General features: G+C 68.2%; 26 protein-coding genes. 19 read left to right on the plus strand and 7 right to left on the minus strand.

What is annotated here, in order from left to right; translation table 11 throughout:
- Positions 1-27: 27 nt before the first annotated feature.
- The gene (locus ABD693_RS09595; RefSeq protein WP_344696841.1) at positions 28-2,196 is read right to left on the minus strand and encodes a primosomal protein N'; all 2,169 of its coding nucleotides are present in this window, start codon (positions 2,194-2,196) and stop codon (positions 28-30) included.
- Positions 2,197-2,258: 62 nt separating this feature from the next.
- Between ABD693_RS09595 and paaA the strand changes: the two genes are divergently transcribed.
- The 12 genes from paaA to ABD693_RS09655 all read left to right on the plus strand — a co-directional run bounded on the left by paaA (position 2,259) and on the right by ABD693_RS09655 (position 14,153).
- Positions 2,259-3,254 (plus strand): 1,2-phenylacetyl-CoA epoxidase subunit PaaA, encoded by a 996-nt coding sequence (gene paaA, locus ABD693_RS09600; RefSeq protein ID WP_344696842.1) that lies wholly within the window; start codon positions 2,259-2,261, stop codon positions 3,252-3,254.
- Between the two features lie 45 nt (positions 3,255-3,299).
- Complete coding sequence (gene paaB, locus ABD693_RS09605) at positions 3,300-3,581, plus strand: 1,2-phenylacetyl-CoA epoxidase subunit PaaB (RefSeq protein WP_314444253.1); 282 nt, start codon at positions 3,300-3,302, stop codon at positions 3,579-3,581.
- Positions 3,581-4,402, plus strand: a complete 822-nt coding sequence (gene paaC, locus ABD693_RS09610) for a 1,2-phenylacetyl-CoA epoxidase subunit PaaC (protein WP_344696843.1) — start codon at positions 3,581-3,583, stop codon at positions 4,400-4,402. The genes paaB and paaC overlap by 1 nt, the downstream gene beginning before the upstream one ends.
- Positions 4,403-4,493: 91 nt before the next feature.
- The gene (locus tag ABD693_RS09615; RefSeq protein ID WP_344696844.1) at positions 4,494-5,570 is read left to right on the plus strand and encodes a 2Fe-2S iron-sulfur cluster-binding protein; all 1,077 of its coding nucleotides are present in this window, start codon (positions 4,494-4,496) and stop codon (positions 5,568-5,570) included.
- A gap of 19 nt (positions 5,571-5,589) precedes the next feature.
- Positions 5,590-6,783 carry an amino acid aminotransferase gene (locus ABD693_RS09620; RefSeq protein WP_344696845.1) on the plus strand — a complete coding sequence of 398 codons (1,194 nt, stop codon included), beginning with the start codon at positions 5,590-5,592 and terminating at the stop codon, positions 6,781-6,783.
- Positions 6,776-8,824, plus strand: a complete 2,049-nt coding sequence (locus tag ABD693_RS09625; RefSeq protein ID WP_344696846.1) for an alpha-ketoacid dehydrogenase subunit alpha/beta — start codon at positions 6,776-6,778, stop codon at positions 8,822-8,824. The genes ABD693_RS09620 and ABD693_RS09625 overlap by 8 nt, the downstream gene beginning before the upstream one ends.
- Position 8,825: 1 nt before the next feature.
- On the plus strand, positions 8,826-8,996 hold the full coding sequence (locus tag ABD693_RS09630) for a hypothetical protein (protein ID WP_344696847.1): 171 nt from the start codon (positions 8,826-8,828) through the stop codon (positions 8,994-8,996).
- On the plus strand, positions 8,993-10,219 hold the full coding sequence (locus tag ABD693_RS09635; RefSeq protein ID WP_344696848.1) for a dihydrolipoamide acetyltransferase family protein: 1,227 nt from the start codon (positions 8,993-8,995) through the stop codon (positions 10,217-10,219). Before ABD693_RS09630 ends, ABD693_RS09635 begins: the two co-directional genes overlap by 4 nt.
- A 54-nt stretch (positions 10,220-10,273) precedes the next feature.
- The gene (locus ABD693_RS09640) at positions 10,274-11,041 is read left to right on the plus strand and encodes an SRPBCC family protein (RefSeq protein WP_344696849.1); all 768 of its coding nucleotides are present in this window, start codon (positions 10,274-10,276) and stop codon (positions 11,039-11,041) included.
- 11 nt (positions 11,042-11,052) lie between these two features.
- Positions 11,053-12,276 carry a zinc-dependent alcohol dehydrogenase gene (locus ABD693_RS09645; RefSeq protein WP_344696850.1) on the plus strand — a complete coding sequence of 408 codons (1,224 nt, stop codon included), beginning with the start codon at positions 11,053-11,055 and terminating at the stop codon, positions 12,274-12,276.
- A 16-nt stretch (positions 12,277-12,292) separates the two neighbouring features.
- Complete coding sequence (locus ABD693_RS09650) at positions 12,293-13,054, plus strand: SDR family NAD(P)-dependent oxidoreductase (RefSeq protein WP_344696851.1); 762 nt, start codon at positions 12,293-12,295, stop codon at positions 13,052-13,054.
- Positions 13,055-13,100: 46 nt separating this feature from the next.
- Positions 13,101-14,153 (plus strand): AI-2E family transporter, encoded by a 1,053-nt coding sequence (locus ABD693_RS09655; protein WP_344696852.1) that lies wholly within the window; start codon positions 13,101-13,103, stop codon positions 14,151-14,153.
- Positions 14,154-14,172: 19 nt separating this feature from the next.
- On the opposite strand, the gene glnA is transcribed toward ABD693_RS09655, so the two are convergent.
- Both glnA and ABD693_RS09665 read right to left on the minus strand, forming a co-directional pair.
- Positions 14,173-15,591 carry a type I glutamate--ammonia ligase gene (gene glnA, locus ABD693_RS09660; protein WP_344696853.1) on the minus strand — a complete coding sequence of 473 codons (1,419 nt, stop codon included), beginning with the start codon at positions 15,589-15,591 and terminating at the stop codon, positions 14,173-14,175.
- A 135-nt stretch (positions 15,592-15,726) separates the two neighbouring features.
- Complete coding sequence (locus ABD693_RS09665) at positions 15,727-16,209, minus strand: VTT domain-containing protein (RefSeq protein WP_344696854.1); 483 nt, start codon at positions 16,207-16,209, stop codon at positions 15,727-15,729.
- Between the two features lie 105 nt (positions 16,210-16,314).
- Here ABD693_RS09665 and ABD693_RS09670 point away from each other — a divergent pair, with 105 nt between their 5' ends.
- The gene (locus ABD693_RS09670; protein ID WP_344696855.1) at positions 16,315-16,749 is read left to right on the plus strand and encodes a nuclear transport factor 2 family protein; all 435 of its coding nucleotides are present in this window, start codon (positions 16,315-16,317) and stop codon (positions 16,747-16,749) included.
- 4 nt (positions 16,750-16,753) lie between these two features.
- Here ABD693_RS09670 and ABD693_RS09675 read toward each other — a convergent pair whose 3' ends face one another.
- On the minus strand, positions 16,754-16,969 hold the full coding sequence (locus tag ABD693_RS09675; protein ID WP_344696856.1) for a helix-turn-helix domain-containing protein: 216 nt from the start codon (positions 16,967-16,969) through the stop codon (positions 16,754-16,756).
- A gap of 3 nt (positions 16,970-16,972) precedes the next feature.
- Complete coding sequence (locus tag ABD693_RS09680) at positions 16,973-17,311, minus strand: P-II family nitrogen regulator (RefSeq protein WP_344696857.1); 339 nt, start codon at positions 17,309-17,311, stop codon at positions 16,973-16,975.
- Positions 17,312-17,394: 83 nt separating this feature from the next.
- On the opposite strand from ABD693_RS09680, the gene ABD693_RS09685 reads away from it, so the two are divergent.
- Positions 17,395-18,135, plus strand: a complete 741-nt coding sequence (locus tag ABD693_RS09685; protein ID WP_344696858.1) for a phosphocholine cytidylyltransferase family protein — start codon at positions 17,395-17,397, stop codon at positions 18,133-18,135.
- Positions 18,136-18,141: 6 nt separating this feature from the next.
- Here ABD693_RS09685 and map read toward each other — a convergent pair whose 3' ends face one another.
- A complete protein-coding gene (map, locus tag ABD693_RS09690) occupies positions 18,142-18,969 on the minus strand; it encodes a type I methionyl aminopeptidase (RefSeq protein ID WP_344696859.1) in 828 nt (275 codons plus the stop codon).
- Between the two features lie 45 nt (positions 18,970-19,014).
- Between map and ABD693_RS09695 the strand changes: the two genes are divergently transcribed.
- Positions 19,015-20,466: a S41 family peptidase gene (locus ABD693_RS09695; RefSeq protein ID WP_344696860.1), complete on the plus strand. Its 1,452-nt coding sequence runs from the start codon at positions 19,015-19,017 to the stop codon at positions 20,464-20,466.
- Positions 20,467-20,504: 38 nt separating this feature from the next.
- Positions 20,505-21,263 carry a competence/damage-inducible protein A gene (locus tag ABD693_RS09700; protein WP_344696861.1) on the plus strand — a complete coding sequence of 253 codons (759 nt, stop codon included), beginning with the start codon at positions 20,505-20,507 and terminating at the stop codon, positions 21,261-21,263.
- 265 nt (positions 21,264-21,528) lie between these two features.
- On the opposite strand, the gene ABD693_RS09705 is transcribed toward ABD693_RS09700, so the two are convergent.
- Positions 21,529-21,897, minus strand: coding sequence for a DUF4440 domain-containing protein (locus ABD693_RS09705; protein WP_344696862.1), 369 nt, complete (start codon positions 21,895-21,897; stop codon positions 21,529-21,531).
- A 108-nt stretch (positions 21,898-22,005) separates the two neighbouring features.
- Here ABD693_RS09705 and ABD693_RS09710 point away from each other — a divergent pair, with 108 nt between their 5' ends.
- The 3 genes from ABD693_RS09710 (at position 22,006) to ABD693_RS09720 (ending at position 25,161) form a co-directional block, all read left to right on the plus strand.
- On the plus strand, positions 22,006-22,449 hold the full coding sequence (locus ABD693_RS09710) for a MarR family winged helix-turn-helix transcriptional regulator (protein WP_344696863.1): 444 nt from the start codon (positions 22,006-22,008) through the stop codon (positions 22,447-22,449).
- Positions 22,446-23,519 (plus strand): HlyD family secretion protein, encoded by a 1,074-nt coding sequence (locus ABD693_RS09715; protein WP_344696864.1) that lies wholly within the window; start codon positions 22,446-22,448, stop codon positions 23,517-23,519. The genes ABD693_RS09710 and ABD693_RS09715 overlap by 4 nt, the downstream gene beginning before the upstream one ends.
- A 97-nt stretch (positions 23,520-23,616) precedes the next feature.
- Positions 23,617-25,161 (plus strand): DHA2 family efflux MFS transporter permease subunit, encoded by a 1,545-nt coding sequence (locus ABD693_RS09720; protein ID WP_344696865.1) that lies wholly within the window; start codon positions 23,617-23,619, stop codon positions 25,159-25,161.
- Positions 25,162-25,167 lie beyond the last annotated feature (6 nt).

The following is a 25,167-nucleotide window of genomic DNA, read 5'->3' on the forward strand; positions in this document are numbered from 1 at the left end:
CATTACCCCCTAAGCAACTCCCGCAAGTTAAAGGAAAGAATAGGGGTCCACGTCAACTGCCACGCGCACCTTGGCCGACCATTCGACCGCACCGAGCCACTCGCGCAACACCTGCTGGACGTCGAGGCTTCGCCGGGCGTGGACGAGCAGGCGGTAGCGGTGGCGACCGCGCAGCATGGCGAGCGGGGCGGGGGCGGGGCCATAGACTTCCATCCCGTCGACCTGCGGCGCGTGGCGACCGATTCGCCTGGCGACGCTCTCGGCCTCCTCGCGCTCCTCCGCGCTGACGACGATCGCGGCGAGCCGGCCGAAAGGGGGCATGCCGGCCTCCTGGCGGGCCTCGGTCTCGGCCGCGACAAAGGCCTCGGTGTCGCCGCTGGTGAGGGCGGCGATGACCGGCGCATCGGGCTGGTGGGTCTGGACGAAGACGCGGCCGGGCTTGTCGCCGCGACCGGCGCGGCCGGCGACCTGCTGGATCTGCTGGAAGGTCCGCTCGGCGGCGCGAAGGTCCCCGCCCGACAGCCCAAGGTCGGCATCGACCACACCGACGAGGGTCAGGTTGGGGAAGTGATAGCCCTTGGTGACGAGCTGGGTCCCGACCACGATGTCGATCTCGCCCGCTTCCATCTGCGCGACGAAGTCGGCGGCGCGGGCGGGCGACCAGATGGTGTCGGAGGTGACCACCGCGGTGCGCGCGTCGGGGAACAGCGCCTGCACCTCGTCGGCGATTCGCTCGACCCCGGGGCCGCAGGCGACGAGGCTGTCCTTGTCGCCGCAGTCGGGGCAGGCCTCGGGCGGGGGCATGACGTGGCCGCAATGGTGGCAGGCGAGGCGGCGCATCAGGCGGTGCTCGACCATCCAGGCGGTGCAATTGGGGCACTGGAAGCGGTGCCCGCAGGTCCGGCACAAGGTCAGCGGGGCGAAGCCGCGACGGTTGAGGAACAGGAGGCTCTGCTCGCCCGCCGCGAGGTTGGCTTCGAGCTCGGCGACGAGCTGCGGTGCGAGCCAGCGGCCGCGCGGCGGCGGGTCGGCAGTGAGGTTCAGCGCGGCGAGCGCGGGCAGCTCGGCACCGGCATGGCGCTCACGCAGGAGGAGCTCGCGGTAACGGCCGCTCTCGACCATGTGGCGGGTCTCGATCGCGGGCGTCGCCGAGGAGAGGATCACCGGGATCTCCTCGAACTTGGCGCGCATCACCGCGACGTCGCGGGCGTGATACTGGACGCCTTCCTCCTGCTTGAAGCTCGGCTCGTGCGCCTCGTCGACGACGATCAGCCCGAGGTCGGCATAGGGGAGGAACAGCGCCGAGCGGGCGCCTACCACCACCTTCGCCTCGCCGCTGGCAATGCCCCGCCAGGCACGTCGGCGCTGCGAGGAGCGGAGGTCCGAGTGCCAGGCGACCGGCGCGCAGCCGAAACGGGCGGCGAAGCGCTTGAGGAAGGGTTCGGTAAGCGCGATCTCGGGGAGGAGGACCAGCACCTGCCGGTCCTGCCGCAGCGCTTCCGCCACCGCCTCGAAATAGACTTCTGTCTTGCCCGAACCGGTGATGCCGTCGAGCAGCACCGGATCGAACCCGCCGCCGATCGCGGCGGTCAGGCTGGCGGCGGCCTCGGCCTGGCCGGGGCTCAAGGTCGGCGGGGCGAAGTCGGGATCAGGGAGGGGAAGGGGCTGGTCTGCTTCGACCTGCACCCGCTCGAGCGCGCCGGCGTTGACCAGCCCGCGAAGCACGGTGTCGCTGACCCCAGCATGGTCGGCAAGCTCGCGGATCGTGCCCTGCCGGCCTTCGATCCGCTCGAGCGCCTGGGAGCGCTGCGGGGTGAGGCGGGCGGGGATCGCACCGGTCGGGCGATATTCGGTCAGTTGGCGCGCGCCCTCGAGTGCCGAGGAACTCGGCAGCACCATCCGCAGCACCGATGCGAGCGGCGCGAGATAATAATCCGCCGTCCACTCGCACAGCCGGCGGAGCGCGGCGGGGATCGGACGGACGTCGAGGAGGCCGGCGAGCGGGCGCAGGCGATTGTCGCCGACTTCCTCGCTCGGCAGCCGCTCGGCCTCCCACGCGACTCCGATCAGCTGGCGGGGTCCCAGCGGCGCGACCACCACGCTGCCCGGCTCGACCGCCATGCCATCGGGCACGCGATAGTCGAGCGGACCGAGCGCGGCATTGAGGGTGACGACACGGGCGCGGGGGAGGGGCACCGGCGCGCTCTAGGCGAAAGGACCGTCTGGAACCAAGGCCTTGCAATCGCTATCTGGGGTCCATGTACACGACCGATCTCTCCAAGCCCGGCGCCACCGTGCAGCCGATCGGCCCCCGCGAAGACCCCGAGCTTCTCGCCGCCTTCGAGGCGCGGGTCGCGGCGGACGAGTTCATCGAGCCCAAGGACTGGATGCCCGAAGCCTATCGCAAGACGCTGACCCGGCAGATCAGCCAGCATGCGCACAGCGAGATCGTCGGCATGCTGCCCGAGGGCAACTGGATCACGCGTGCACCCTCGCTTCGGCGGAAGGCGATCCTCCTCGCCAAGGTGCAAGACGAGGCGGGGCACGGCCTCTACCTCTATTGCGCCGCCGAGACGCTGGGCACGAGCCGCGAGGAGATGATCGAGGCGCTCCACTCGGGGAAGGCCAAGTATTCGACGATCTTCAACTATCCGACGCTGACCTGGGCCGACATCGGCGCGATTGGCTGGCTGGTCGACGGCGCGGCGATCATGAACCAGGTGCCGCTCCAGCGCACCAGCTACGGCCCCTATGCCCGCGCGATGGTCCGGGTGTGCAAGGAAGAAAGTTTCCACCAGCGCCAGGGCTATGAGATCTGCATGGAGCTGATGCGCGGCACGCCCGAGCAGAAGCGGATGATGCAGGACGCCTTCAACCGCTGGTGGTGGCCGAGCCTGATGATGTTCGGTCCGCCCGACGACAATTCGCCCAACACCGCGCAGTCGATGCGCTGGCGGATCAAGCGCGAGACCAATGACGAGCTCCGCCAGAAGTTCGTCGACATCACCGTGCCGCAGGCCGAGTTCATCGGTCTCACCGTTCCCGACGCCGACCTCAAGTGGAACGAGGACAAGGGCGGCTACGACTTCGGCTCGATCGACTGGGCCGAATTCTATGCGGTCGTGAAGGGCGAGGGCCCGGTCGCGAGGGAGCGGATCACCGCGCGCCGCGAGGCGTGGGAGAAGAATGCCTGGGTCCGCGAGGCGGCGCAGGCGCACGAGGCGAAAAAGCGGGCCGCCAAGGCCGCGGCTTGACGTAATCCGTCGTCACGGCGAAGGCCCCACGCGACGGAGGAATGCATGTCGGACTGGCCGCTTTGGGAAGTTTTCGTTCGCACCAAGGGCGGGCTCGCGCACCGTCACTTCGGAAGCGTGCACGCGCCTGACGCCGAAATGGCGCTGCGCCACGCCCGCGACACCTACACCCGTCGCCAGGAAGGCGTCAGCCTGTGGGTAGTGAAGTCGAGCGACATCGTCGCCAGCGATCCCGCGCAGGCCGGCGAACTGTTCGAACCGGCGGCTGACAAGGTTTATCGCCACCCGACCTTCTACGAGATCCCCGACGAGGTGAAGCACATCTGATGCCGAGCCTTCCGCCGATCCGTCCCGAGGACGAGGCCGTCGCTGCCCGCCTCGTTCCCACCGGTGCCTTCGACGCGCCGTCCGATGCGCACGATCCGATCCGTGCGGGCTATTGCCTGCGGCTCGGCGACGATGCGCTGATCCTCGGCCAGCGCCTCAGCGAGTGGACCGGGCACGCCCCGTCGGTCGAGGTCGATCTCAGCCTCGCCAACATGGCGCTCGACCTCGTCGGCCAGGCGACCCTGTTCCTGGCGCAAGCGGGCGACGCCGACACGCTGGCGTTCAAGCGCGACGTGCTCGACTTCCGCAATTGCCTGCTGGTCGAGCAGCCCAATGGCGACTTTGCGCGCACCATGGTCCGGCATCTCCTGTTCGCGACCTTCCAGCACATGCTGTTCGAGCGGCTGACGGCGAGCCGCGACGCGGCGATCGCGGGAATCGCGGCCAAGGGCGTCAAGGAACTCGCCTATCACCGCGAGCTGGCCGCCGACTGGGTGATCCGGCTCGGCGACGGCACCGAGGAAAGCCGCGCACGCACCATCGACGCGCTCGATTGGTGCTGGCGCTTCGTGCCCGAATTGTTCGAGGTCGACGAGGAGCTGGAATTGGGAATTGCGGCCGGAATCGCGGTCGATCCGCGCGGCTTCGAGGCCGACTATCGCTCGGCCATCGCCGCCGTGCTGACCGAGGCGACCTTGCCCGTCCCGGCGGACAGCCGGGCCATCCTTGGCGGGCGGCGCGGGCACCACAGCGAGCATCTCGGGCACCTGCTCGCGATCATGCAATATCTGCCGCGCACATACCCGGACGCGAAGTGGTGAAGGCTACGGTTTCGTTCGTCCTGAGCGAAGTCGAAGGGCGCTTGCGCCACGGTGCTTCGACTTCGCTCAGCACGAACGAGATGGTTCAATAATGTCGGAAAAGCATTTCCATGCCCTCGAGGTCGCTGAGATCGTCGAGGAGACCGCCGAGGCGCGCTCGATCCGCTTCCACGTGCCGCCCGAACTCGGGCCCGTGTTCCGCTATCGCGCCGGCCAGCACCTGACGCTTCGGGCCGAGATCAATGGCGAAGAGGTGCGGCGCAATTATTCGCTCTGCACCGCGCCCGCCGACGAGGCGCTTAAGGTGACGGTGAAGCAGATCGCGGGCGGCGCTTTCTCCAACTGGGTGGCGCGTGAACTGAAGGCCGGCGACCGGCTCGACGTCATGCCGCCGCACGGCAGCTTCACCACGCACTTCGATGCCGCGGCCAGTCGCCGTTACGTCGCCTTTGCCGGCGGGTCGGGGATCACGCCGATCATGAGCCTCGCGCGCACTGCGCTCCTCGAAGAGCCGGACAGCCGCTTCACGCTCTTTTACGGCAATCGCGACGCGTCGAGCGTCATCTTCCTCGATGCGCTGGCGGAGCTGAAGGACCGCTATCTCGGCCGGTTCGAGCTGTTCCACCTGCTGAGCGACGAGGACGGCGACGTCGAGTTGCTGAACGGCATGCTCGACCGCGAGACCTGCGCGGAGGTGATCGACGCCTTCGTGCCCGACGTGGCCGCGGTCGACGCTTTCTTCATCTGCGGCCCCGGCCCGATGATGGACGCGGCCGAAGCCGCGCTGCTGGCCGCGGGCGCCGCGCCCGAGCGAGTCCACATCGAGCGCTTCACGGCCGGCCGCCCGAGCGCCGCGCTCGCCGCCGAAATGGCCGAACTCCAGCAGGCCGCGTCTGGTCAGCAGATGAGCGTGACCATCGACGGGCGCACGCGTCGGATCGCGTTCGACGGGACCAACATCCTCGACAGCGCCCGCGCCTCGGGGCTGCCCGCGCCCTTCGCCTGCAAGGCGGGCGTCTGCGCGACCTGCCGGGCGCGGGTGACCGCCGGCGAAGTGTCGATGGCGGCGCGCTACGGCCTCTCCGACGAGGAGATTGCGGCCGGCTACGTGCTCACCTGCCAGTCCGTGCCCAAGGGCGAAGGCGTGGCGGTGGATTACGACGCCTGAACGCGCTAGTCGCATCCCCATGCTGACCGAAGCCAAGCGCCGCGGCCTTGCCGATCTGCCCCCACTCGTCAGCGATTCGCTGCTGGCGCTGATCGCCATGGCCAATGCCGACACCCGGCCCGACAAGATCGACGTCGGGGTGGGCGTGTATCGAGACGGCGAGGGGCGGACCCCGATCATGGCGGCGGTGCGCAAGGCCGAGGAAGGCCTGCACGCGTCCCAGGAGACCAAGTCCTATCTCGGCGGCGTCGGCGACAAGCGCTTCGCCGACCTGCTTCGCCCGATCGTGCTGGGCGCCCATGCGGATGACGACCGGATCGTTGGCCTGCAGACGCCGGGCGGTTGCGGGGCGCTGTTCCTCGCGCTTCGGCTGATCGCCGCCGCCAATCCCGAGGCGCGCGTCTTCATGGGGACGCCGACCTGGCTCAACCACCCGCCGATGACGCGCGGCGCGCGGCTCGAGATCGCCGAATATCGGCACTATGATCCGGTCGCGAGGGCGATCGACTTCGGCGCGATGATCGCGGCGCTTGAGGGGGCGCGGCCGGGCGATGTCGCGCTGCTCCATGCCTGCTGCCACAATCCGACCGGCGCGGACCTCAGCGAGGACCAGTGGCGCGAGGTCGTGCGGGTCGTGAGCGAGCGCGGGCTCATCCCGCTCATCGACTTCGCCTACCAAGGCTTCGGGCGCGGGCTCGAGGCCGACCGCTTCGGGGTCGAGCTGATGCTCGAAGCCTGCGACGAAGTGCTGATCACGCAAAGCTGCGACAAGAATTTCGCTGTCTATCGCGATCGCGTCGGCTGCCTGTTCGTGAAAGCGCCAAGCGCCGACCTCGCGCGCTTCTCGCTCACCCACATCCTCCAGATCGCGCGCGAAGCCTGGTCGATGCCGCCCGACCATGGCGCGGCCTGCGTCCGGATCGTGCTCGACGAGCCCGACCTTCGCGCTGAATGGCACGCGGAGCTCGAGGCCATGCACGGCCGGATCCGCATGGTGCGCGAGAAGATCGCCGGTGCCGATCCGCGCCTCGCCTATATCGCCGAACAGCAGGGCATGTTCTCGATGCTCCCGCTGTCGGTCGAGCAGGTGAAGAAGCTGCGCAGCGACCATTCCATCTACATGACCGACAATGCTCGCGCGAACCTCGTCGGCATCGCCGACAACGGCCTCGATCGCTTCTGCGCGGCGATCGTCGAGGCGATGAATGGCTGAAAAGGACCCTGACTTTACGGTCGCGACCGACTGGGAAGAAGTTGCCCGGCTGGTCCTGACCAGCCGCGAGCTCGACCGGCTGGAGGAAGAGGAACTCGTTCCGGCCAAGCAGGTCCTCTACCAGTTTAGCGCGCGCGGGCATGACATGGCGCAGGTGCTGCTCGGACTGCACCTCAAGGACGGCGACGCGGCCTGCGGCTATTACCGTTCGCGCCCGCTGCTGCTGGCGCTGGGTGTGCCACTCGCCGACGCGCTCGGGAGCGGCATGGGGCGCTCGGGCGGCTATTCGGGCGGACGCGATATCGGCGTCGTGTTCAATTATCCCAATCCGGGCGGCGCCCATGCCTTGCCGATGTGCGGCGGGGTCGGGGCGCAATATACGCCTGCGGCCGGCTGGGCGCAGGCGATCAAGTACAAGGCCGAGGTGCTGAAGGAAGAAGCCCGCGGCAACATCGCGCTGGTGCTCGGCGGCGACGCGAGCTGCGCGACCGGGGGCTTCTGGTCGGCGCTGACGATCGCGACGACGCAGAAGCTACCCTTGCTCTTCTACGTCGAGGACAATGGCTACGGCATTTCGGTGCCGTCGACCTACCAGACGCCTGGGCAGGACATCGCCGCCAACCTCGGCTCCTTCAAGGGCCTGACGATCTTCAACGGCGACGGCACCGATCCGGTCGAGGCCGCTCGCCTGGTCGATTCGGCGGTGACGCATGTTCGGAGCGGGCAGGGGCCGGCGCTGCTGCGGCTGACCGTGCCGCGGCTCGAAGGCCACAGCTACCAGGACACGCAGACCTACAAGAGCGAAAGCGAGATCGCCGCCGAATGGGCCCGCGATCCGCTGCCCAAGCTGAAGGCGCATTGCGCGGCGCTGCAGATCGGCGAGCAGCGCTGGGGCGAACTCGCGCAGTCGGTCGCTTGGGACGTCGGCCAGGCCCGTGCCGAGGCCGAGGCGCGCCCGGTGCTCCCGGTCGAGGATGTGGCGAACGATGTCTTCTTCTCGGGCACGCATGCCGAGGTCGGTGGCCGCGCCGGGCTGAGCCTCGAGGGCACGCACGAGGAGCCGCGTCCCGAGGGCCAGCGGATCAACATGGTGACCGCCATCCGCCGCGTGCTCGACCAGGAGCTCGAGGCCAATCCGAAGATGGCCGTCTTCGGCGAGGACGTCGGGCCCAAGGGCGGCGTTCATGCGGTGACGCTCGGCCTGCAGGAGAAGTACGGCCACGGCCGCGTCTTCGACACGAGCTTGAACGAGGAAGGCATCGTCGGGCGCGCGGTCGGCATGGCGCTCGCCGGGTTGCTGCCAGTTCCCGAAATCCAGTTCCGTAAATATGCCGAGCCGGCGACCGAGCAAATCAACGACGCGGGCACGATGCGCTGGCGGACCGCCAACCGCTTCGCCCCGCCGATGGTGCTGCGGGTGCCCGGAGGCTTCTTCAAGTGCGGCGATCCCTGGCACAGCCAGACCAACGAGGTGCAGTTCGTCCACAATCCCGGCTGGAAGGTCGCGGTGCCGAGCAATGCCGAGGATGCGGTCGGGCTGCTTCGCATGGCGCTGCGAAGCCACGACCCGGTGCTCTTCTTCGAGCATCGCGCCATGCTCGACGACAGCTGGGCGCGGCGGCCGTGGCCGGGTGAGGGCTATGTCCTGCCGTTCGGCCGGGCGAAGAAGACCCGCGAAGGCGACAAGATCACGATCGTCACCTGGGGCGCGATGGTGCCGCGCTGCGAGGCGGCGGCCGAGGGCGTCAGCGCCGACGTCATCGACCTGCGAACCCTCCAGCCGTGGGACCGCGAAATGGTGCTGAAGAGCGTGTCGCGCACCCGGCGATGCCTCATCGTCCACGAGGACCTCCGCACCGCAGGTTTCGGCGCCGAGATTGCCGCGGTGGTCGCGGACGAGGCCTTCCTCGACCTCGACGCGCCGGTCGCGCGCGTGACCATGCCCGACATTCCCTCGCCGCATCACCCGGCGTTGCTCGAGGCCGCGGTGCCGAGCGTCGCGCGGATCAGGGCCGAGATCGACCGGCTGGTGGGGTTCTGAGGTGATCGACCTGTTCCGCCGTCACGCCGCCGCGGCGACCCTCGCCCTCACCTTCGTCGCCTGTGCAGTTGGCGCGGTGCTTGGCCTGAGCACGATGGAACTCGTCGGCCTGCTCGCCTTCGGGGCGATGATGGCGGCGATCAACAGCATCGGGAGCAAGGCCAAGCGATGATCGACGTTCGCGTTCCCGACGAACAGGAAGGCACCAAGGCCGTCGTCCGTGCCTGGCTCAAGCAGCCGGGCGACATGGTCGCGCTCAACGATCCGCTGGTCGAACTCGAGACCGACAAGGTGACGCAGGAAGTCCCCGCGCCGGCGGCCGGCGTGCTGGCGGAAATCCTGCTCGACACCGATGCCGAGGCGATGCCGGGGGCATTGCTCGGGCGGATCGATGCGGAGGCGAATTTCTCCGCTCCCGTTGGTGCTGAACGGAGCGCGGATGGCGTGGTCAAAGAGCCGTCGACCGAGCGTGCTTCGACTTCACCCAGCAAGAACGAGCCTGGAAGCAACATCGAGGCCCGGCTTTCCCCCTCGGTTCGCCGTGCGCTCATGCAGCACGACATCGACCCCGCCCGCCTCACGGGGACCGGGCGCAACGGGCGGATCACCCGCGAGGACGTCGATCGAGCGGTCGCGGGTGCGACGGTCAGCCATGTCGATGCCGGGGCCAAGTCGATCGCCCAGCCGCGCGTGGCCGAGGCCAATTGGGCCGACATCCCGCACGACCGGATGCGCCGGGCGATTGCCGAGAACATGGTCAAGGCCGTCACGGACGCGCCGCATGTCACCGCGCTGTTCGAAGCCGACTTCACCGCGATCACCGCGCACAAGAAGGCGCTCGCCGCGCGCGGCACCAAGCTCAGCTACACCGCTTATTTCCTCAAGGCCGCGGCCGAGGCGATGGCGGTCGCGCCGGCGGTCAACGGCAAGTGGGCCGAGGACCGGATCGTGCTCGGCCAGAGCGTCGATATCGGCGTCGGCACCGCATTGGGCGACAAGGGGCTGGTGGTGCCCGTGGTCCGCGATTGCGGCGGCCTCAGCCTCGAGGAGATCGGGCAGCGCCTCGATGCGCTCACCGCCAAGGCGCGGGCGGGCAAGCTCGAGCGCGCCGACGTCGCGGGTGGGACCTTCACCATCTCGAACCACGGCGTCTCGGGTTCGCTCCTCGCCGCGCCGATCATCCTCCACGCCGGCCAGGCAGCGATCCTCGGCATCGGCAAGCTGCAGAAGCGCGTGGTCGTGCTCGATGCGGACGGGAGCGACGTCATCGCCATCCGGCCGATGGCCTACGTCACGCTGACCATCGACCATCGCGTCATCGACGGACATCAGACCAACGCCTGGCTGAGCCGCTTCGTCGCCATCCTCGAAGGCTGGCCCGCGCTGGAGGCGTAACAACAGGAACGCCCCTCCGACCCGCCCGTTGGCCGCGCGGGACAGGAGGACATAGTGGCCCACGACACCGACAAGCATGACGAGGTGGCCAAGGAGGTCACGCGTCGCAACAAGCGCGCCGTTCGCGACGCCGACCGAAAAGGCACCAGCAACGCGACCCTGATCGGGGTCGGGCTGGGGCTCGCCACCGCGGGAGCGGCCGCCTTCCTCTTCGCCAAGGCGCGAAACGAGGACGAGGAGTGGACCGGGCCGAAGATCAGCGATGCGCCCGATCACGTGCTTCGCGGGCGCGCGCTCAGGAATGCGCAGAACCAGGAACAGGGCCGCGCGCTCGTCGGGCAGACGGTGACCGTCGGCAAGCCCGCCGCCGAGCTTTACGCCGTGTGGCGCGCGTTCGAGCGCTTTCCCGAGTTCATGGACAATGTCCGGACCGTGCGGAAGCTCGACGACAAGCGCTCCGAATGGACGATCGAGGCGCCGGGCGGCGCGGCGGTCAAGCTTCTCACCCGGATCACCGAGGAGGTCCCCGGCAAGACGATCGCCTGGGTCAGCGAGCCCGAAAGCCAGATCGAGACCGAGGGCCGCGTCGAATTCGCCGACGCGCCGCCGGGCCGCGGGACCTATGTCCGGCTGCTGATCCGATACACCCCGCCTGCTGGTACCCTCGGGCGCCTCGTCGCGAAGGTCATGCAGCGCGAGCCCAACGTGCAGGCCCGCCGCGACCTCAAGCGCTTCAAGCAACTGATGGAAACCGGCGAAGTGCCGGTCAACGCTTCGCCCTCGGCCCGCAAGGGCGAGAGCCCCACCGAAGCCCGGATCTAGGAGATACCCCCATGCGTGCAGTGACCTGGCATGGGCGCCACGACGTCCGCGTCGACAGCGTTCCCGACCCCGAGATCGTCAATCCGCGCGATTGCATCATCAAGATCACCTCGACCGCCATCTGCGGCTCGGACCTCCACCTCTACGACGGCTACATCCCCGGCATGCGCGCGGGCGACATCCTCGGCCACGAGAACATGGGCGAGGTCGTCGAGGTCGGCCCCAAGAGCACGCTCAAGAAGGGGCAGCGCGTGGTGGTCCCCTTCACCATCAGTTGCGGCCAGTGCTTCTTCTGCAGCAAGATGCAGTATAGCGCCTGCGACAACAGCAATCCGGCCGAGACCAGCGACGCGTCCGAAACTTTGATGGGTCACGCCATGGGCGCGGCCTTCGGTTATGCGCATCTCACCGGCGGCTACGCCGGGGGCCAGGCCGAATTTCTGCGCGTGCCGTTCAGCGACGTCGGCCCGATCGTCATTCCCGACGGGCTTGAGGACGACAAGGTGCTGTTCCTGTCCGACATCCTGCCGACCGGCTGGCAGGCGGCTGAGAATGCCGACATCGAGGACGGTGACACGGTCGCGGTCTGGGGCTGCGGCCCGGTCGGGCTGTTCGCGATCCAGAGCGCGTTCAAGCTCGGCGCGCACCGCGTGATCGCGATCGACCATTATCCCTCGCGCCTGGCGCTCGCCAAGAATATGGGCGCCGACATTCTCGACTATCGCGAGGTCGAGGTGCTCGAGGCGCTGAAGGAGATGACCGGCGGGATCGGTCCCGACGCGGTGATCGATTGCGTCGGAATGGAGAGCCATGGGCTGGCGATCGACAACCTCGCCGACACCGCCAAGGCGCATCTGTTCCTCGGCACCGAGCGCCCGCATGCGCTGCGCCAGGCAATCATCGCCTGCCGCAAGGGCGGGCGTGTCTCGATCCCGGGCGTCTATGGCGGCTTCGCGGACAAGTTTCCGCTCGGCCAGCTGATGGAGAAGGGGCTGACGGTGAAGTCCGGCCAGACCCACGTCCAGAAATATACCAAGAAGCTGCTCGAGATGATCGGCAACGAAGAGCTCGATACGACCTTCATGATCTCGCACCGCGAATCGCTCGAGCGCGGGCCGGAAATGTATCGGCACTGGCACGACGAGCAGGATGCCTACACCAAGATCATCCTGAAGCCGGGTCTCGAAAAGGCCGCGTCCAAGGCATCGGCGGCTCGTGCCGTCGAGCCGGTTTGAGCCAGGAGTATTTGATATGGCGAACAAACTTGCAGTGATCACCGGCGCATCGTCGGGGATCGGCCTCGAAATCGCGCGGTTGGCGTCGGCCGACGGCTACGATCTCATCGTCGCCTCGGACACGCCGATGGTGGACGCGGGCGCGGGGCTCGACGGCGAAGTGGATTCGATCGAGGCCGACCTGGCGACCGAGCAGGGGGTGAAGCAGCTCCTTGCGCAGATCGGTGACCGCGAGGTCGACGTGCTGGTGGCGAACGCCGGGCACGGCCTCGGCCACGGCTTCCTCGAACAGAGCGTCACCGAGTGGCGGCACGTGATCGACACCAACATCACCGGCACGTTGCTGCTGCTGCAGCCCATCGCGAAGAAGATGGCGGCGCGCGGCGAGGGCAGGATCCTCATCACCGGGTCGATCGCGGGGCATGTGCCGGCGGCCTTCCAGGCGGTATATCACGCCTCCAAGGCGTTCGTGGACAGCTTCGCCGCCGCGCTCGGCAACGAGCTCAAGGACACGGGCGTGACGGTCACCTGCCTCAAGCCCGGCGCGACCGAGACCGAATTTTTCGCCCGCGCCGACATGGAGGACACCAAGGTCGGCGCGTCGAAGAAGGCCGACCCCGCCGATGTCGCCAAGACCGGCTGGGAGGCGATGAAGAAGGGCGAGCATGCGGTCGTCCACGGCCTCATGAACAAGGCGCAGGTGCTCGCCTCCGGGGTCCTTCCCGAGAGCACGCTCGCCGAGCAGGGGCGCAAGATGAACGAGCCGGGGACGGCCTGATCGAAGCATCGGGGGAACAGCGGCTGCCGACCGTTGTTCCTCCGTCATGAACAGTCCCGACCAGGCCCGCGACGACGGTCCTTTCATTCGCCGCACCCTGATCGTCATCGGTCTGATCGCGCTCACCGCCTTGCTGTGGATGCTGCGCGACGTGCTGCTGATGGTGTTCGGCGCGGTGGTCATCGCGGCATTGTTCCGTTCGCTTGCCGGGCAGTTCCAGAAGCTCGGGCTTCCGCAGGGGATTGCGCTCGCACTTGCGGTGCTGACCGTGATCGGGATCGTAGTCGCGGGCGGGTTCCTGTTCGGCGCGCAGCTGGTCTCGCAGGCCGAGACGCTGCGCGATGCGGTGCCCAAGGCCTGGACCTCGCTCCAGGAGCGACTGGCCGGCCTCGGCGTCTCGCTGCCCAAGCCCGGCGCGAGCGGGGGCGGCGGCGTCTTCGGCGACCTCACCGCCAATCTCGGCAAGTTCGCCATGTCGCTTGGCAATGGCCTTGCCGACACCTTGCTGATTGTCGTCGGCGGCATCTTCATCGCCGCCAGCCCCTCCTTCTACGGCACGGGATTGCTGAAGCTCGTGCCCCCCGCGAGCCGCGCGCTTGCGGGCGAGGCGATGGAGGACAGCGGGCGCGCGCTGCGGTTGTGGCTCAAGGCGCAGCTGCTCGCGATGCTGATCATCGGCGTGCTGACGGGGCTTGGCCTGTGGCTCTTGGGCGTCCCCTCGGCCTTCGCGCTTGGCCTCCTCGCCGGCCTGCTCGAGTTCATTCCCTTTGCCGGGCCGATCATCGCGGCCGCGCCCGCGATCCTAATCGCGCTGGCGATCGACCCGCAGATGGCGCTGTGGACGCTGCTGCTCTACGTGGCGATCCAGCACATCGAGGGCTATGCGCTGCAGCCGATGATCCAGTCCTGGGCGGTCGAGCTTCCCGGCGCGGTGCTGCTGTTCTCGCTGCTGGCGTTCGGCGGGCTGTTCGGGCCCCTGGGAATCGTGTTCGCGGCGCCGCTGACCGTCGTCGCTTACGTGCTGATCAAGCGCCTCTATGTCCGCGAGGCGCTCGACACCGCCACCCCGATCCCCGGCGAGGAATCCGAGGCGGGGTGACGGTGCGAACGGCTGGTGCTTACCAGCTGTAGTACATGTCGAATTCGACCGGGCTGGGGGTCGTTTCCCAGCGCATGACCTCTTCCCACTTCAGCTCGATGTAGGCGTCGATCTGGTCGGCCGAGAAGACGTCGCCCTTGAGGAGGAAGTCCTTGTCGGCGGCGAGGCTGGTCAGCGCTTCGCGCAAGCTCCCGCAGACGGTCGGCACCGCGACCAGCTCGGCTGGAGGCAGGTCATAGAGGTTCTTGTCCATTGCCTCGCCCGGGTGGATCCGGTTCTGGACGCCGTCGAGGCCGGCCATCAGGATCGCGGCATAAGCGAGATAAGGATTGGCCATGGCGTCGGGGAAGCGGAACTCGACCCGCTTCGACTTCTCGCCGGTGCCGTAGGGGATGCGGCATGAGGCGGAGCGGTTGCGGCTCGAATAAGCCAGCAGCACCGGCGCCTCGAAGCCCGGCACCAGCCGCTTGTAGCTGTTGGTCGTCGGATTGGTGAAGGCGTTGAGCGCACGGGCGTGCTTGATGACGCCACCGATGAAGTAGAGCGCGGTCTCGCTGAGGCCGGCATAGCCATTGCCCGCGAACAGCGGCTTGCCGCCGCTCCACAGCGAGAAGTGGGTATGCATGCCCGAGCCATTATCTTGAGCGATCGGCTTGGGCATGAATGTCGCGGTCTTGCCGTAGGCGTGCGCGACCTGGTGGACGACGTACTTATAGACCTGCATCCGGTCAGCGGTCTGGACGAGCGTGCCGTAGGTCAGGCCAAGCTCGTGCTGCGCGGCGGCAACCTCGTGGTGGTGCTTGTCGCAGGGCAGGCCCATCTCGAGCATGGTCGAGACCATCTCGGCGCGGATGTCGACGGCGCTGTCGACCGGGGCGACGGGGAAATAGCCGCCCTTGGCGCGCGGCCGGTGGGCCTGGTTGCCGCCCTCATATTCGCGGCCGGTGTTGGTCGGCAGCTCGATGTCGTCGAGGTGGTAGTAGCTGCCGTTATAATCGTCGCCGAAGCGGACGTCGTCGAACATGAAGAATTCGGCTTCCGGGCCGACGTAGACGGTGTCGGCGACGCCGCTTTCCTTGAGATAGGCTTCGGCGCGTGTCGCGCACGAGCGCGGGTCGCGGGCGTAGAGCTCGCCGGTCGCCGGCTCGACCACGTTGCAGCAGACGATCATCATCGGGGTCGCGCTGAACGGATCGACATAGACCGCCCCGAGGTCCGGCTTGAGGATCATGTCGCTCTCGTTGATCGCCTTCCAGCCATGGATCGACGAGCCGTCGAACATGAAGCCGTCCTCGAGCATGTCCTCGTCGATCGCGCCGGCGGCCATGGTCAGGTGCTGCCACTTGCCCTTGGGGTCGGTAAATCGAAGATCGACCCACTCGATCTCCTCATTCTCGATGCGTTTCAGGATGTCGGAAGCGCTAACCTTGTCGGCCATGTTGAGGAGACCCTTGCTGGAAGATTCGGATGAGATGGCCAGCCTTTCCCGCACCCGGCCACCCCAAGTCACGGTGAGATATTCACGTATGGGAACGAAGCGGCGCTGGCGCCACACGCAAGCCCCGCGCTGGGGTCAGCCGAGCAGCGCCTGCGCGCCGGAGGCGGCGAGGGTGACGCTCGGGAGAAGGCCGGCAAGCGTCGCCAGGAGAAAGACGGGAGCCCCCATGTGCGTCATCGCCGCGCCGGCGGTGATCAGCGGTCCGGGCGCGCCCGCGACGCGCAGCGCGACCACCGCGGCCGGGCCATAGGACTTCATTCGTTTCTCGAGCGGAGCGAGGCGATGGCCGAAGCGCCGGCGCAGCCGCTCGGCCCCGAACCGACGGGTGAGGAGAAAGAGAAGCAGGCTCCCCGTCACCGCGCCGAGCGCGACTGCCGCGATCGCGGGGAGGGGGCCGAGCAGCAGGCCGCCCGTCGCGCTGACCGGGATCAGCACGCCGGGGATCGACAGGGTCGTGAGCGTGGTGACAAGGACATAGAGGAGCAACACCGCCCCGATCGTGCCGCCGATCGCGGGCAGCAGCGCGGCAAGCTCGAGGTGGAGGGCGGCAACATCCATACACGTCATAATAGCCGTACGGGGCCGCCGTTCCGCCGCTCCGCCGCAAGTCGCCGGATGGATCGCGCAGATTGCCTCAAAGCGGCACGACGCTAAGGGACCGGCATGGGCAAAAGCAACGACGCGAAGATCGAGGTCCTCGAACACCAACTGATGCGGGCCTGGGCCGCGAGCGACAAGAAGGCGGTGCGCGCCTTGCTGTCGCGGCAGTTCCGGATGGTGGTGGGGGCGACCGCGCCGGTGCTGCTCGACCGCAAGAGCCTGCTCGAAGCGGCGGGCGAGCGCTGGCGGATCGAGCGCTTCCGCTTCGGCCAGTCGGTCTACTCGCGCGAGGTCGACGGGATCGGCATCTTCGCCGCCGAGGTCGAGCTCGAGGGGGTGATCGACGGGCAGAACGCGCACGGCCGCTGGTGGCAGGCCGACGTGTGGAAAAAGGGCGGGCTCGGCCGCCGGTGGCGACTGGTCGACCGGCAGCTCGCCCGGCTCGAGAGCGACCACCAGTTCCCGCAGGCGGTCCGCGCGCTCCAGCTCTGGCGCTAGCGCTTCAGAACGCCCGCCGCTGGGCCGCGACCAACATCCGCAGCAGCATGGCGACGGGCCGCGGCACGCCGACCTTGCCCTCGAGCCACAGGGACACCGCCGAGCGGCTGACCCCGATCGCGGCCGCCAGCTCGTTCTGCGTCTTGTAGCCGAGCGCGCGCATGTGGCTGCGCAGCTCGTCGGGCGACATGGAGGCGAGGCGGGGGTCGGGCGCGGTCATCCGCTAGACGGCGTCCGGACCCTGGTCGCCGGTTCGGATCCGGATCGCCTGCTCGATCGGCGACACGAAGATCTTGCCGTCACCGATCCGGCCGGTGCGCGCGGCATTGGCGATGGCCTCGACCACGTTCGCGGCCATGCCGTCCTCGACCACCACCTCGATCTTCACCTTGGGCAGGAAGTCGATGACATATTCGGCGCCGCGATAGAGCTCGGTGTGGCCCTTCTGCCGGCCGAAGCCCTTGACCTCGGTCACGGTCATGCCGCTGACCCCGACCTCGTGCAGCGCGTCCTTCACGTCGTCGAGCTTGAACGGCTTGATGATCGCCTCGACCTTCTTCACGCGCGCTTTCTCCTCGGCCTCGCTTCGCACCCCTCTTAAGCAACGTCACGCTCCCGCCGCAATTCCCCGCCAACCGGCAAATCATGCGTCAGGCCATCATCTTGTCCGCCGGCCAGGGCTCCAGGCTCGGCAGACTCACCCAGGACCGTCCCAAATGCCTGATCGAGTTCGGCGGGCGGACGCTGCTCGATCGCCAGCTCGACACGCTCGCCGCCTGCGGGGTGGATGCGGTGGTGGTGGTCACCGGCTTCCGCGCCGACCGGATCGAGGAAGCGCTCGAACGGCGCCGGCAGGCGGGGGAGGGGCCGGCCGTCCGCACCGTGTTCAATCCCTTCTACAAGGTCGCCGACAATACCGGCTCGCTCTACATGGCGCGCGAGGCGCTCGCGGGCGACACTTTGGTGTGGAACGGCGACACGATGGTCAGCCGTGCCCTCATGGCCAAGGTCGTCGCCAACGATCGGCCGGGCATCTGCGTCACCATCGACCGCAAGGCCGAGGGCTATGACGCCGACGACATGAAGGTGGTCGAGGAAGGCGGCCGCCTCCGCGCGATCGGCAAGCGCCTCGCGCCCGGCGACGGGGTCAATGCCGAAAGCATCGGCCTGCTCGCTTTCCGCGGCGATGGCGCGACCCGCTTCCGCGCCGCGATCGAGGAAGCGATGCAGACCCCCGAGGGCACGCAGATCTGGTACCTGCGCGTCATCCACCATCTCGCCCAGTCGAGCGACATCTGGACCCTCGACATCGCGGGCGAGGAATGGGGCGAGGTCGATTTCCCCGAGGACGTGGCAGCGGCGAAAAAGCTCGTCGCCGGCTGGTAGCGCTGGTCAGTAAGGCGGGCGGTGGAGGCCGAGCGGGCTGGTCGTGAAGATCTCGCAGCCGTCTTCCGTGATGCCGATCGAATGCTCGAACTGCGCCGAGAGCGAGCGGTCGCGGGTGACCGCGGTCCAGCCGTCGTCGAGCATCTTGCAGTCGGCGCGGCCGATGTTGATCATCGGCTCGACGGTAAAGAACATGCCGGGCTTGAGCTCGGGGCCGGTCCCCGGACGGCCGACGTGGACGACTTCGGGGCTGTCGTGGAACAGCCGGCCGAGGCCATGGCCGCAGAAATCGCGCACCACCGAATAGCGGTTCTTCTCGGCATGGCGCTGGATCGCCGCCGAAATGTCGCCGAGGCGGTTGCCGGGCTTGGCCTGCTCGAGCCCGATCATCAGGCATTCGTAGGTGACGTCGACCAGCCGCCGCGCCTTCACGCCGACGTCGCCGGCCAGGTACATGCGGCTCGAATCGCCGTGCCAGCCGTCGAGGATCGGGGTGACATCGACGTTGACGATGTCGCCGTCCTTGAGCGTGCGCTCGCTCGGGATGCCGTGGCAGACGACGTGATTGATCGAGATGCAGCAGCTGTGGGTGTAGCCGCGATAGCCGAGCGTCGCGGGGACCGCGCCCGCCTCGCGCATGCGGCGGAAGACGTAATCGTCGATTTCCTGCGTGGTCACGCCGGGCGCGACCAGCGGCGCCACGCCGTCGAGGATCTCGGCGGCGAGCCGGCCGGCGGCCCGCATGCCTTCGAAGCCGTCGGGTCCGTGCAGCTTGATGATCCCGCTGCGCGCTTCGCTGCGGTCCTCGGCGGTGACGGTCACATATTGGGTCATGTCTGCTATCTAGGGTGTGCGACGGAAAAAGTCGAAGGAGGAGGCATGCGGCGCAGGACTTTTCTGCAGGCCGGCGGTGCGGCGCTGCTGGCGGGGATGGGCGCGCGAAGCTGGGCGGCCGACGTCCCCACGACCCGCGACCTTGCCGGCGACGTCGCGATCCTGCGCGAGGCGCTGAAGCTCCACCCGGGCCTTTATCGCTACCAGAGCCCCGCCGCGTTCGAGGCAAAGCTCGCGCGCTTCGGACAAGCCTTTGTCGCGGCGGGCGATCAACAAGCACGATTTCTCGCGCTCGCCGCGCTGCTGGCCGAAATACGGTGCGGCCACAGCTATCCCAATTTCTTCAACCAGAAGAAGGAAGTGGCGGCCGAGCTGTTCGACCGCCCGACCCGCGTGCCCGTGCATTTCGTGTGGGTCGGCGACGAGATGGTGGTCGTGGGGAGTCGCGGCAGCGGCCTTGCGGCGGGGACGCGCATCCACCGGCTGAATGGCGAGCGGCCGGCGGCCCTGCGTGCGCGGCTGATGCCGCTCGTCCGCGCCGACGGGCACAATGACGCCAAGCGCATCTCGCTGCTCGAGGTGAGGGGCGACGACCGGATCGAGACCTTCGACGTCTTTCAGGGCCTCCTGTCGCCGCCGCGGGGCGGGGTGCACCGGCTCGAGGTCGAGGAACCCGACGCAAAGGCGCGTCACGTCGAACTCCCCGCCATCGGCCTCGCCGCCCGGCAGGCAAGCATGACCGCGCCAGAGGTCAAGGACGCCGACCCGCTGTGGACCTGGTCGATGCGGCCCGACGGGGTGGCCGTGCTGACCATGCCCGGCTGGGGGATCTGGAATTCGAAATGGGACTGGAAGGGCTGGCTGGACGCACGGCTCGACAGCCTCGGGGGCACCAAGGGCCTCGTCGTTGACCTGCGCGACAATGAGGGCGGCGCGGATTGCGGCGATCTCATCCTCGCCCGCCTGATCGACCGGCCCTGGACCCCGCCCGCGCTCGAACAGCGGCTGCGCTTCCGTCGCACGCCCGCGAGCCTCGACCCCTTTCTCGACACGTGGGACGACAGCTTCCGAACGCTGGGCGAGCGCGCAACGCCCCTCGCGGACGGCTTCTTCCTCCGTCCCGCGGGCGAGAATGCGCTTCGCGTCGAACCGGCGGACAAGCGGCTTCCGGTGGGGGTCGCGGTGCTGACGAGCCCGGTTAACAGCTCGGCGACCTTCCAGTTCGCCCGCAACTTCCGGGCGATCGGTGGGGGCAAGCTCTATGGCCGGCCGACCGGGGGCAATCGCCGCGGGATCAACGGCGGCTGCTTCTTCTTCGTCCGCCTGCCCGCGAGCGGGCTCGAGTTCGACCTGCCGCTGGTCGGCTATTTCGCGATGGGGAGAGAGCCCGATGCGGGCATCATCCCCGATGTCGCGGTTGCCCCGACCATCGCCGACCTCGCCGCGGGCCGCGACCGGACGCTCGAACGGGCCGCCGTCGACCTCGCCTCAGGGTGAGCTTGCGGGGTGCGGACGAGGGGCCTAGCGCGGAGCCCATGCCCGACACCAAGACCTGGACCGCCGCTCTTCTCATCATTGGCGACGAAATCCTGTCGGGCCGGACGCAGGACAAGAATGTCGCGCAGATCGCGACCTGGCTCAACGTGCAGGGCATCCGCCTCGCCGAAGTCAGGATCGTGCCCGACGTCGAGGAGAAGATCGTCGCCGCCGTGAACGCGCTTCGGGCGGCCAACGATTATCTCTTCACCACCGGCGGGATCGGGCCGACGCATGACGACATCACGGTCGATGCGATCGCCGCCGCGCTCGGCGTGGGCGTGGTCGTCCATCCCCAGGCGCGCGCGACGCTGGAGCGCTATTACGAAACGCGCGGCGGGCTGACCGAGGCGCGGCTGCGGATGGCGCGGGTGCCCGACGGCGCCGAGCTCATCGTCAACAAGGTCTCGGGCGCGCCGGGGATTCGCCACGGCAACATCTTCATCCTCGCGGGCGTGCCGCACATCACCGCGGGCATGCTCGACGCGCTGACCGGCACGCTCGAGGGCGGCCGGCCGGTGGTCAGCGTGACGATCGGCGGCATGGTCCCCGAAAGCGAGGTCGCCGACCTCCTGCGCGAAACCGAGCGGGCGCACGAAGGCATCGCCATCGGCTCCTATCCCTTCTTCCGCGAGGGCAGGGTCGGGGCAAATTTCGTGGTTCGCTCCGAGGAAATGGCGCAGGCGCAGGCGGTCGCCGACCTCCTCCAGGCCAGCATGGAGAGCGCTGGCTATCTCGTGGTGCCCGGCGGCATCTGAGCCGCCCACCAGTCGGCATAAGGCGTGTTTTTCGCCAAGTGCCGGTTCCAGTCCTTCGCCCCATCGGTCCACCAGACAGGACCACGCTCGCCAAGCGCGCGTTTCGCCGTATCAACGCCCACCCGGTCGCGCTTTCTTCGCGCGTTCATCAGTTCGCGTACCAGTTGCTCGCGGCGTTCGGGATCTAGCGCGGGATTGCTGAGCCGCCACAGGCGCCCGCGGACGACGAAATAGCGTCCGTCGGGCGTGTGCGGATGATCGGCGCTCAGGCGTCCTCGACGATCGCCTTGGGCGGGACGACCTGGCTGTGGCTGACCACGGTCCAGTCCTCGTGCCCACGGCGCATCAGCGTGGAGCTCGCAAAGCAGCGATAGGTCTCGTCGCCGCGGCTCGCCTCGACCCGGTAACCGATGACGATCAGCCCTTCTTCGGGCCGGGTCACGCGCTGCTCGGAGAAGCGAACGTCGTCCCAGCGAGGCGTCTTTTCGACCGCGGCCTTCGCTTCGTCACGCGAGAAGATGAAGGGCTCGGCGGGGAGCGCCATCACGACATTCTCGTCGACGAGCTGCTCGTAAACTTCGTCGCCGCCGCGCCAGAGCTTCTCTTCCATCGCCCAGATCCGCTCGTCTTCCATGCCTGTCCTCCTTGGCTTTTCCCTCCAACGGGCGACGCCCGCGCGGGTTCATGCGGAACAGGGGCCATGTCGATTGCATTAGTAAGGATGCTTACTATATGGCGACCTATGGAACAGTTGGCTTGGGACATCGGAGAAACCGCGCACACGCTGCGCCGGGCGTTCGACCGCCGCGCAGCGGCGCTCGGGATCAACCGGGCGCAGTGGCGGGTACTGGCGCATCTCGACCGCGCCCCCGGCCAGCGCCAGGTCGAGCTTGCCGACCGCATGGACATCGAGCCGATCACGCTCTGCCGGATCATCGACAAGCTCGAGGAAGGTGGCCTCGTCGAGCGCCGCCGCGATCCGAGCGACCGCCGCGCCTGGCAGCTCTACCTGTGCGAAAGTGCAGGTCCGCTGATCGCGCGGCTCCATAACCTCGCCGAAGAGTTTCACTCCGAAATCTTCGAAAACCTGAACCCTCAGGCGATCCGTGATGCGCAGGCCTTGCTCGCCAAGGTCCGTGCCAACGTCAACGGCTTCGCCCCCCGCACGACCAAGGCTTCGGCATGAACCAGGAAACCAAGATCAAGGCCGCCGACGAGACGACCGCGCCCGAAGAACTCGGCGCAGGCGAAGAAGTGATCGTCACCAAGTCGCCCGGCAAGGCGAAGAAGATCGCCATCATGCTGCTGGTGCCGCTGCTGCTGCTGATCGGCGGCGGCTACATGTGGCTGTCGGGGCAGGGCAAGGTCTCGACCGACAATGCGCAGGTGAAGCAGGACATCACCAGCGTCGGCGCGCAGGTCAGCGGGCCGATCGCCGAGGTATTCGTCAAGGAAGGTCAGCGTGTCCAGGCCGGCCAGCTCCTTTTCCGCATCGACCCGCAGCCCTACCGCGTCGCGCTGATGCAGGCGCAGGCCCAGCTCGCGCAGGCCCAGCTCTCGGTTCGGCAGGTGGTGACGCAGGCGCAGGGCACCAGCTCGGACATCGCCGGCGCGCAGGCGCAGCTGACGATCGACCAGCGCGCCCTGTCGCGGCAGGCGGAGCTGCTCCAGCGCGGCTTCACCACGCGGGTCAGCTACGACAATGCGCTCGCCGAGGTCGAAAAGGACCGCACCGCGCTCGCCGACGCCCGCGCCCGGGCCGCCAATGCACAGGCCGCGATCGCGCCGTCGGGCGAGCAGCCGGGCGAGGCCGCCGCGCGCGCCGCCATCGCCGCCGCGCAGCTCAACCTCAGCCGTACCGACGTCCGCGCCCCCGCCGCCGGCGTCATCTCGAACACCGACCGGCTGCTCAAGGGCCAGCAGGCGGTGCCGGGCATCGGGCTGCTCAGCCTGGTCAGCTCGAACGAGGCGTGGATCGAGGCCAATTTCAAGGAAAAGGATCTCGCTGAAATGGCGCCCGGCCAGCGGGTCGACATCGAAGTCGACGCCTATCCGGGGCTGAAGCTCACCGGCCGCGTCCAGAGCATCGGCGCGGGCACCGGCAGCGAGTTCGCGATCCTTCCGGCGCAGAATGCCAACGGCAACTGGGTCAAGGTGTCGCAGCGCGTTCCCGTCCGCATCCGCTTCGACGGCAAGCCCGCCCGCCCGATGATCGCGGGGCTCAGCGCCACCGTCACCGTGCACACGGGCGACTGAGGCGAGGACCGCGTGCTTCGACTTCGCTCAGCACGAACGAGACAGCGGTCGTTCGTCCTGAGCGGAGCGCGACGCACGTAGTCGAAGGGTATTAGCCATGGACCAGACCAGAGCCGCCACCCCGCTCGACCCCACCCGGCACTTCCTCGTCACCGTCGCGGTGATGCTGGCGGTGCTGATGCAGGTCCTCGACACGACGATCGCCAACGTCGCGCTGCCGCACATGCAGTCGAGCCTCGGCGCGACCCAGGAGAGCATCAACTGGGTGCTGACGAGCTACATCGTCGCCAGCGCCATCGCGATCCCGATCGCCGGCTGGCTCGCCGAGCGGATCGGCCGGCGCAAGCTGCTGCTGATCGCGGTGATCGGCTTCACCATCGCCTCGATGCTTTGCGCCATCGCCACCTCGCTCCCCGAGATGGTCGCCTTCCGCATCCTCCAGGGCGTCAGCGGCGCGTTCCTCGTGCCGCTCGCGCAGGCGACGATGTTCGACATCAACCCGCCCAACAAGCACGCGCAGGCGATGGCGCTGTTCGGCGGCGGGATCATGATCGGGCCGATCATGGGCCCGGTGCTCGGCGGCTGGCTGACCGACAGCTTCGACTGGCGCTGGGTGTTCATCGTCAACCTGCCGGTCGGGATCCTCGCCACCGTCATGCTGTGGCGGACCATGCCCGAAAGCCCGACCAACAGCCGCAAGTTCGATCTTGTCGGCTTCGCGCTCATCGCCATGGCGCTTGGCGCACTGCAGATGTTCCTCGACCGCGGCGAGAGCCAGGACTGGTTCCAGAGCTGGGAAATCTGGATCGAGATGGGCCTCGCCATCGCCTTCTTCTGGATGTTCGTGGTCCATACGCTGACCGCCAAGGCGCCGATCTTCGAGAAGGCGATGTTCGCCGACCGCAATTTCGCGACCGGGCTGCTGTTCATGGCGGTGACCGGCGTGCTGCTCCTCGCGGGCCTCGCGCTGCTGCCGCCGCTGCTTCAGCGCCTCTACGGCTATTCGGTGCTCCAGTCGGGCATCCTGACCGCGCCGCGCGGGGTCGGCACGCTCATCTCGATGCTGGTCGCCGGGCGCCTCGTCGGCAAGCTCGACAGCCGCATGCTGGTGGTCGCGGGCATCGCACTAATGGCGACCAGCCTGTGGATGATGACCGGCTTCGCGATCGACCAGCCGAGCGGCCCAGTGATCTGGTCTGGCGTCGTCCAGGGCCTCGGCATCGGGCTCATCTTCGTGGTGATGCAGAGCCTCGCCTTCGCGACGCTTGCGCCGCAGCTGCGCACCGCCGCCGCCTCGCTCCTCAACCTGTCGCGCAACATCGGCGGGTCGGTCGGCATTGCCATCGTCGGCTCGCAGCTCGTCCGGATGACTCAGGTCGCGCATGCCGACATCGCTAGCAACGTCACCGCCAGTACGATCCCGACGCTCGACCCCACGCTGCTCGAGCGGATCGGGCAGGAAGGGGACGTCGCGCTCGCGGTGATCAATGCGGAGGTCACCCGGCAGGCCCTCTTCATCGCCTATCTCGACGATTTTTATCTGATGATGTGGGTCACTCTGGCCGCCATTCCGTTGGTGCTCCTGCTGCGCAAGGCCAAGCCGGGCGGCGGCAGCGCCCCGGCCCATGCCATCGCCGACTGATCAGGA

Origin of the sequence: Sphingomonas rosea, from assembly GCF_039538065.1 — a bacterium.
In the GTDB taxonomy this organism is placed as follows: Bacteria; Pseudomonadota; Alphaproteobacteria; order Sphingomonadales; family Sphingomonadaceae; genus Sphingomicrobium; species Sphingomicrobium rosea.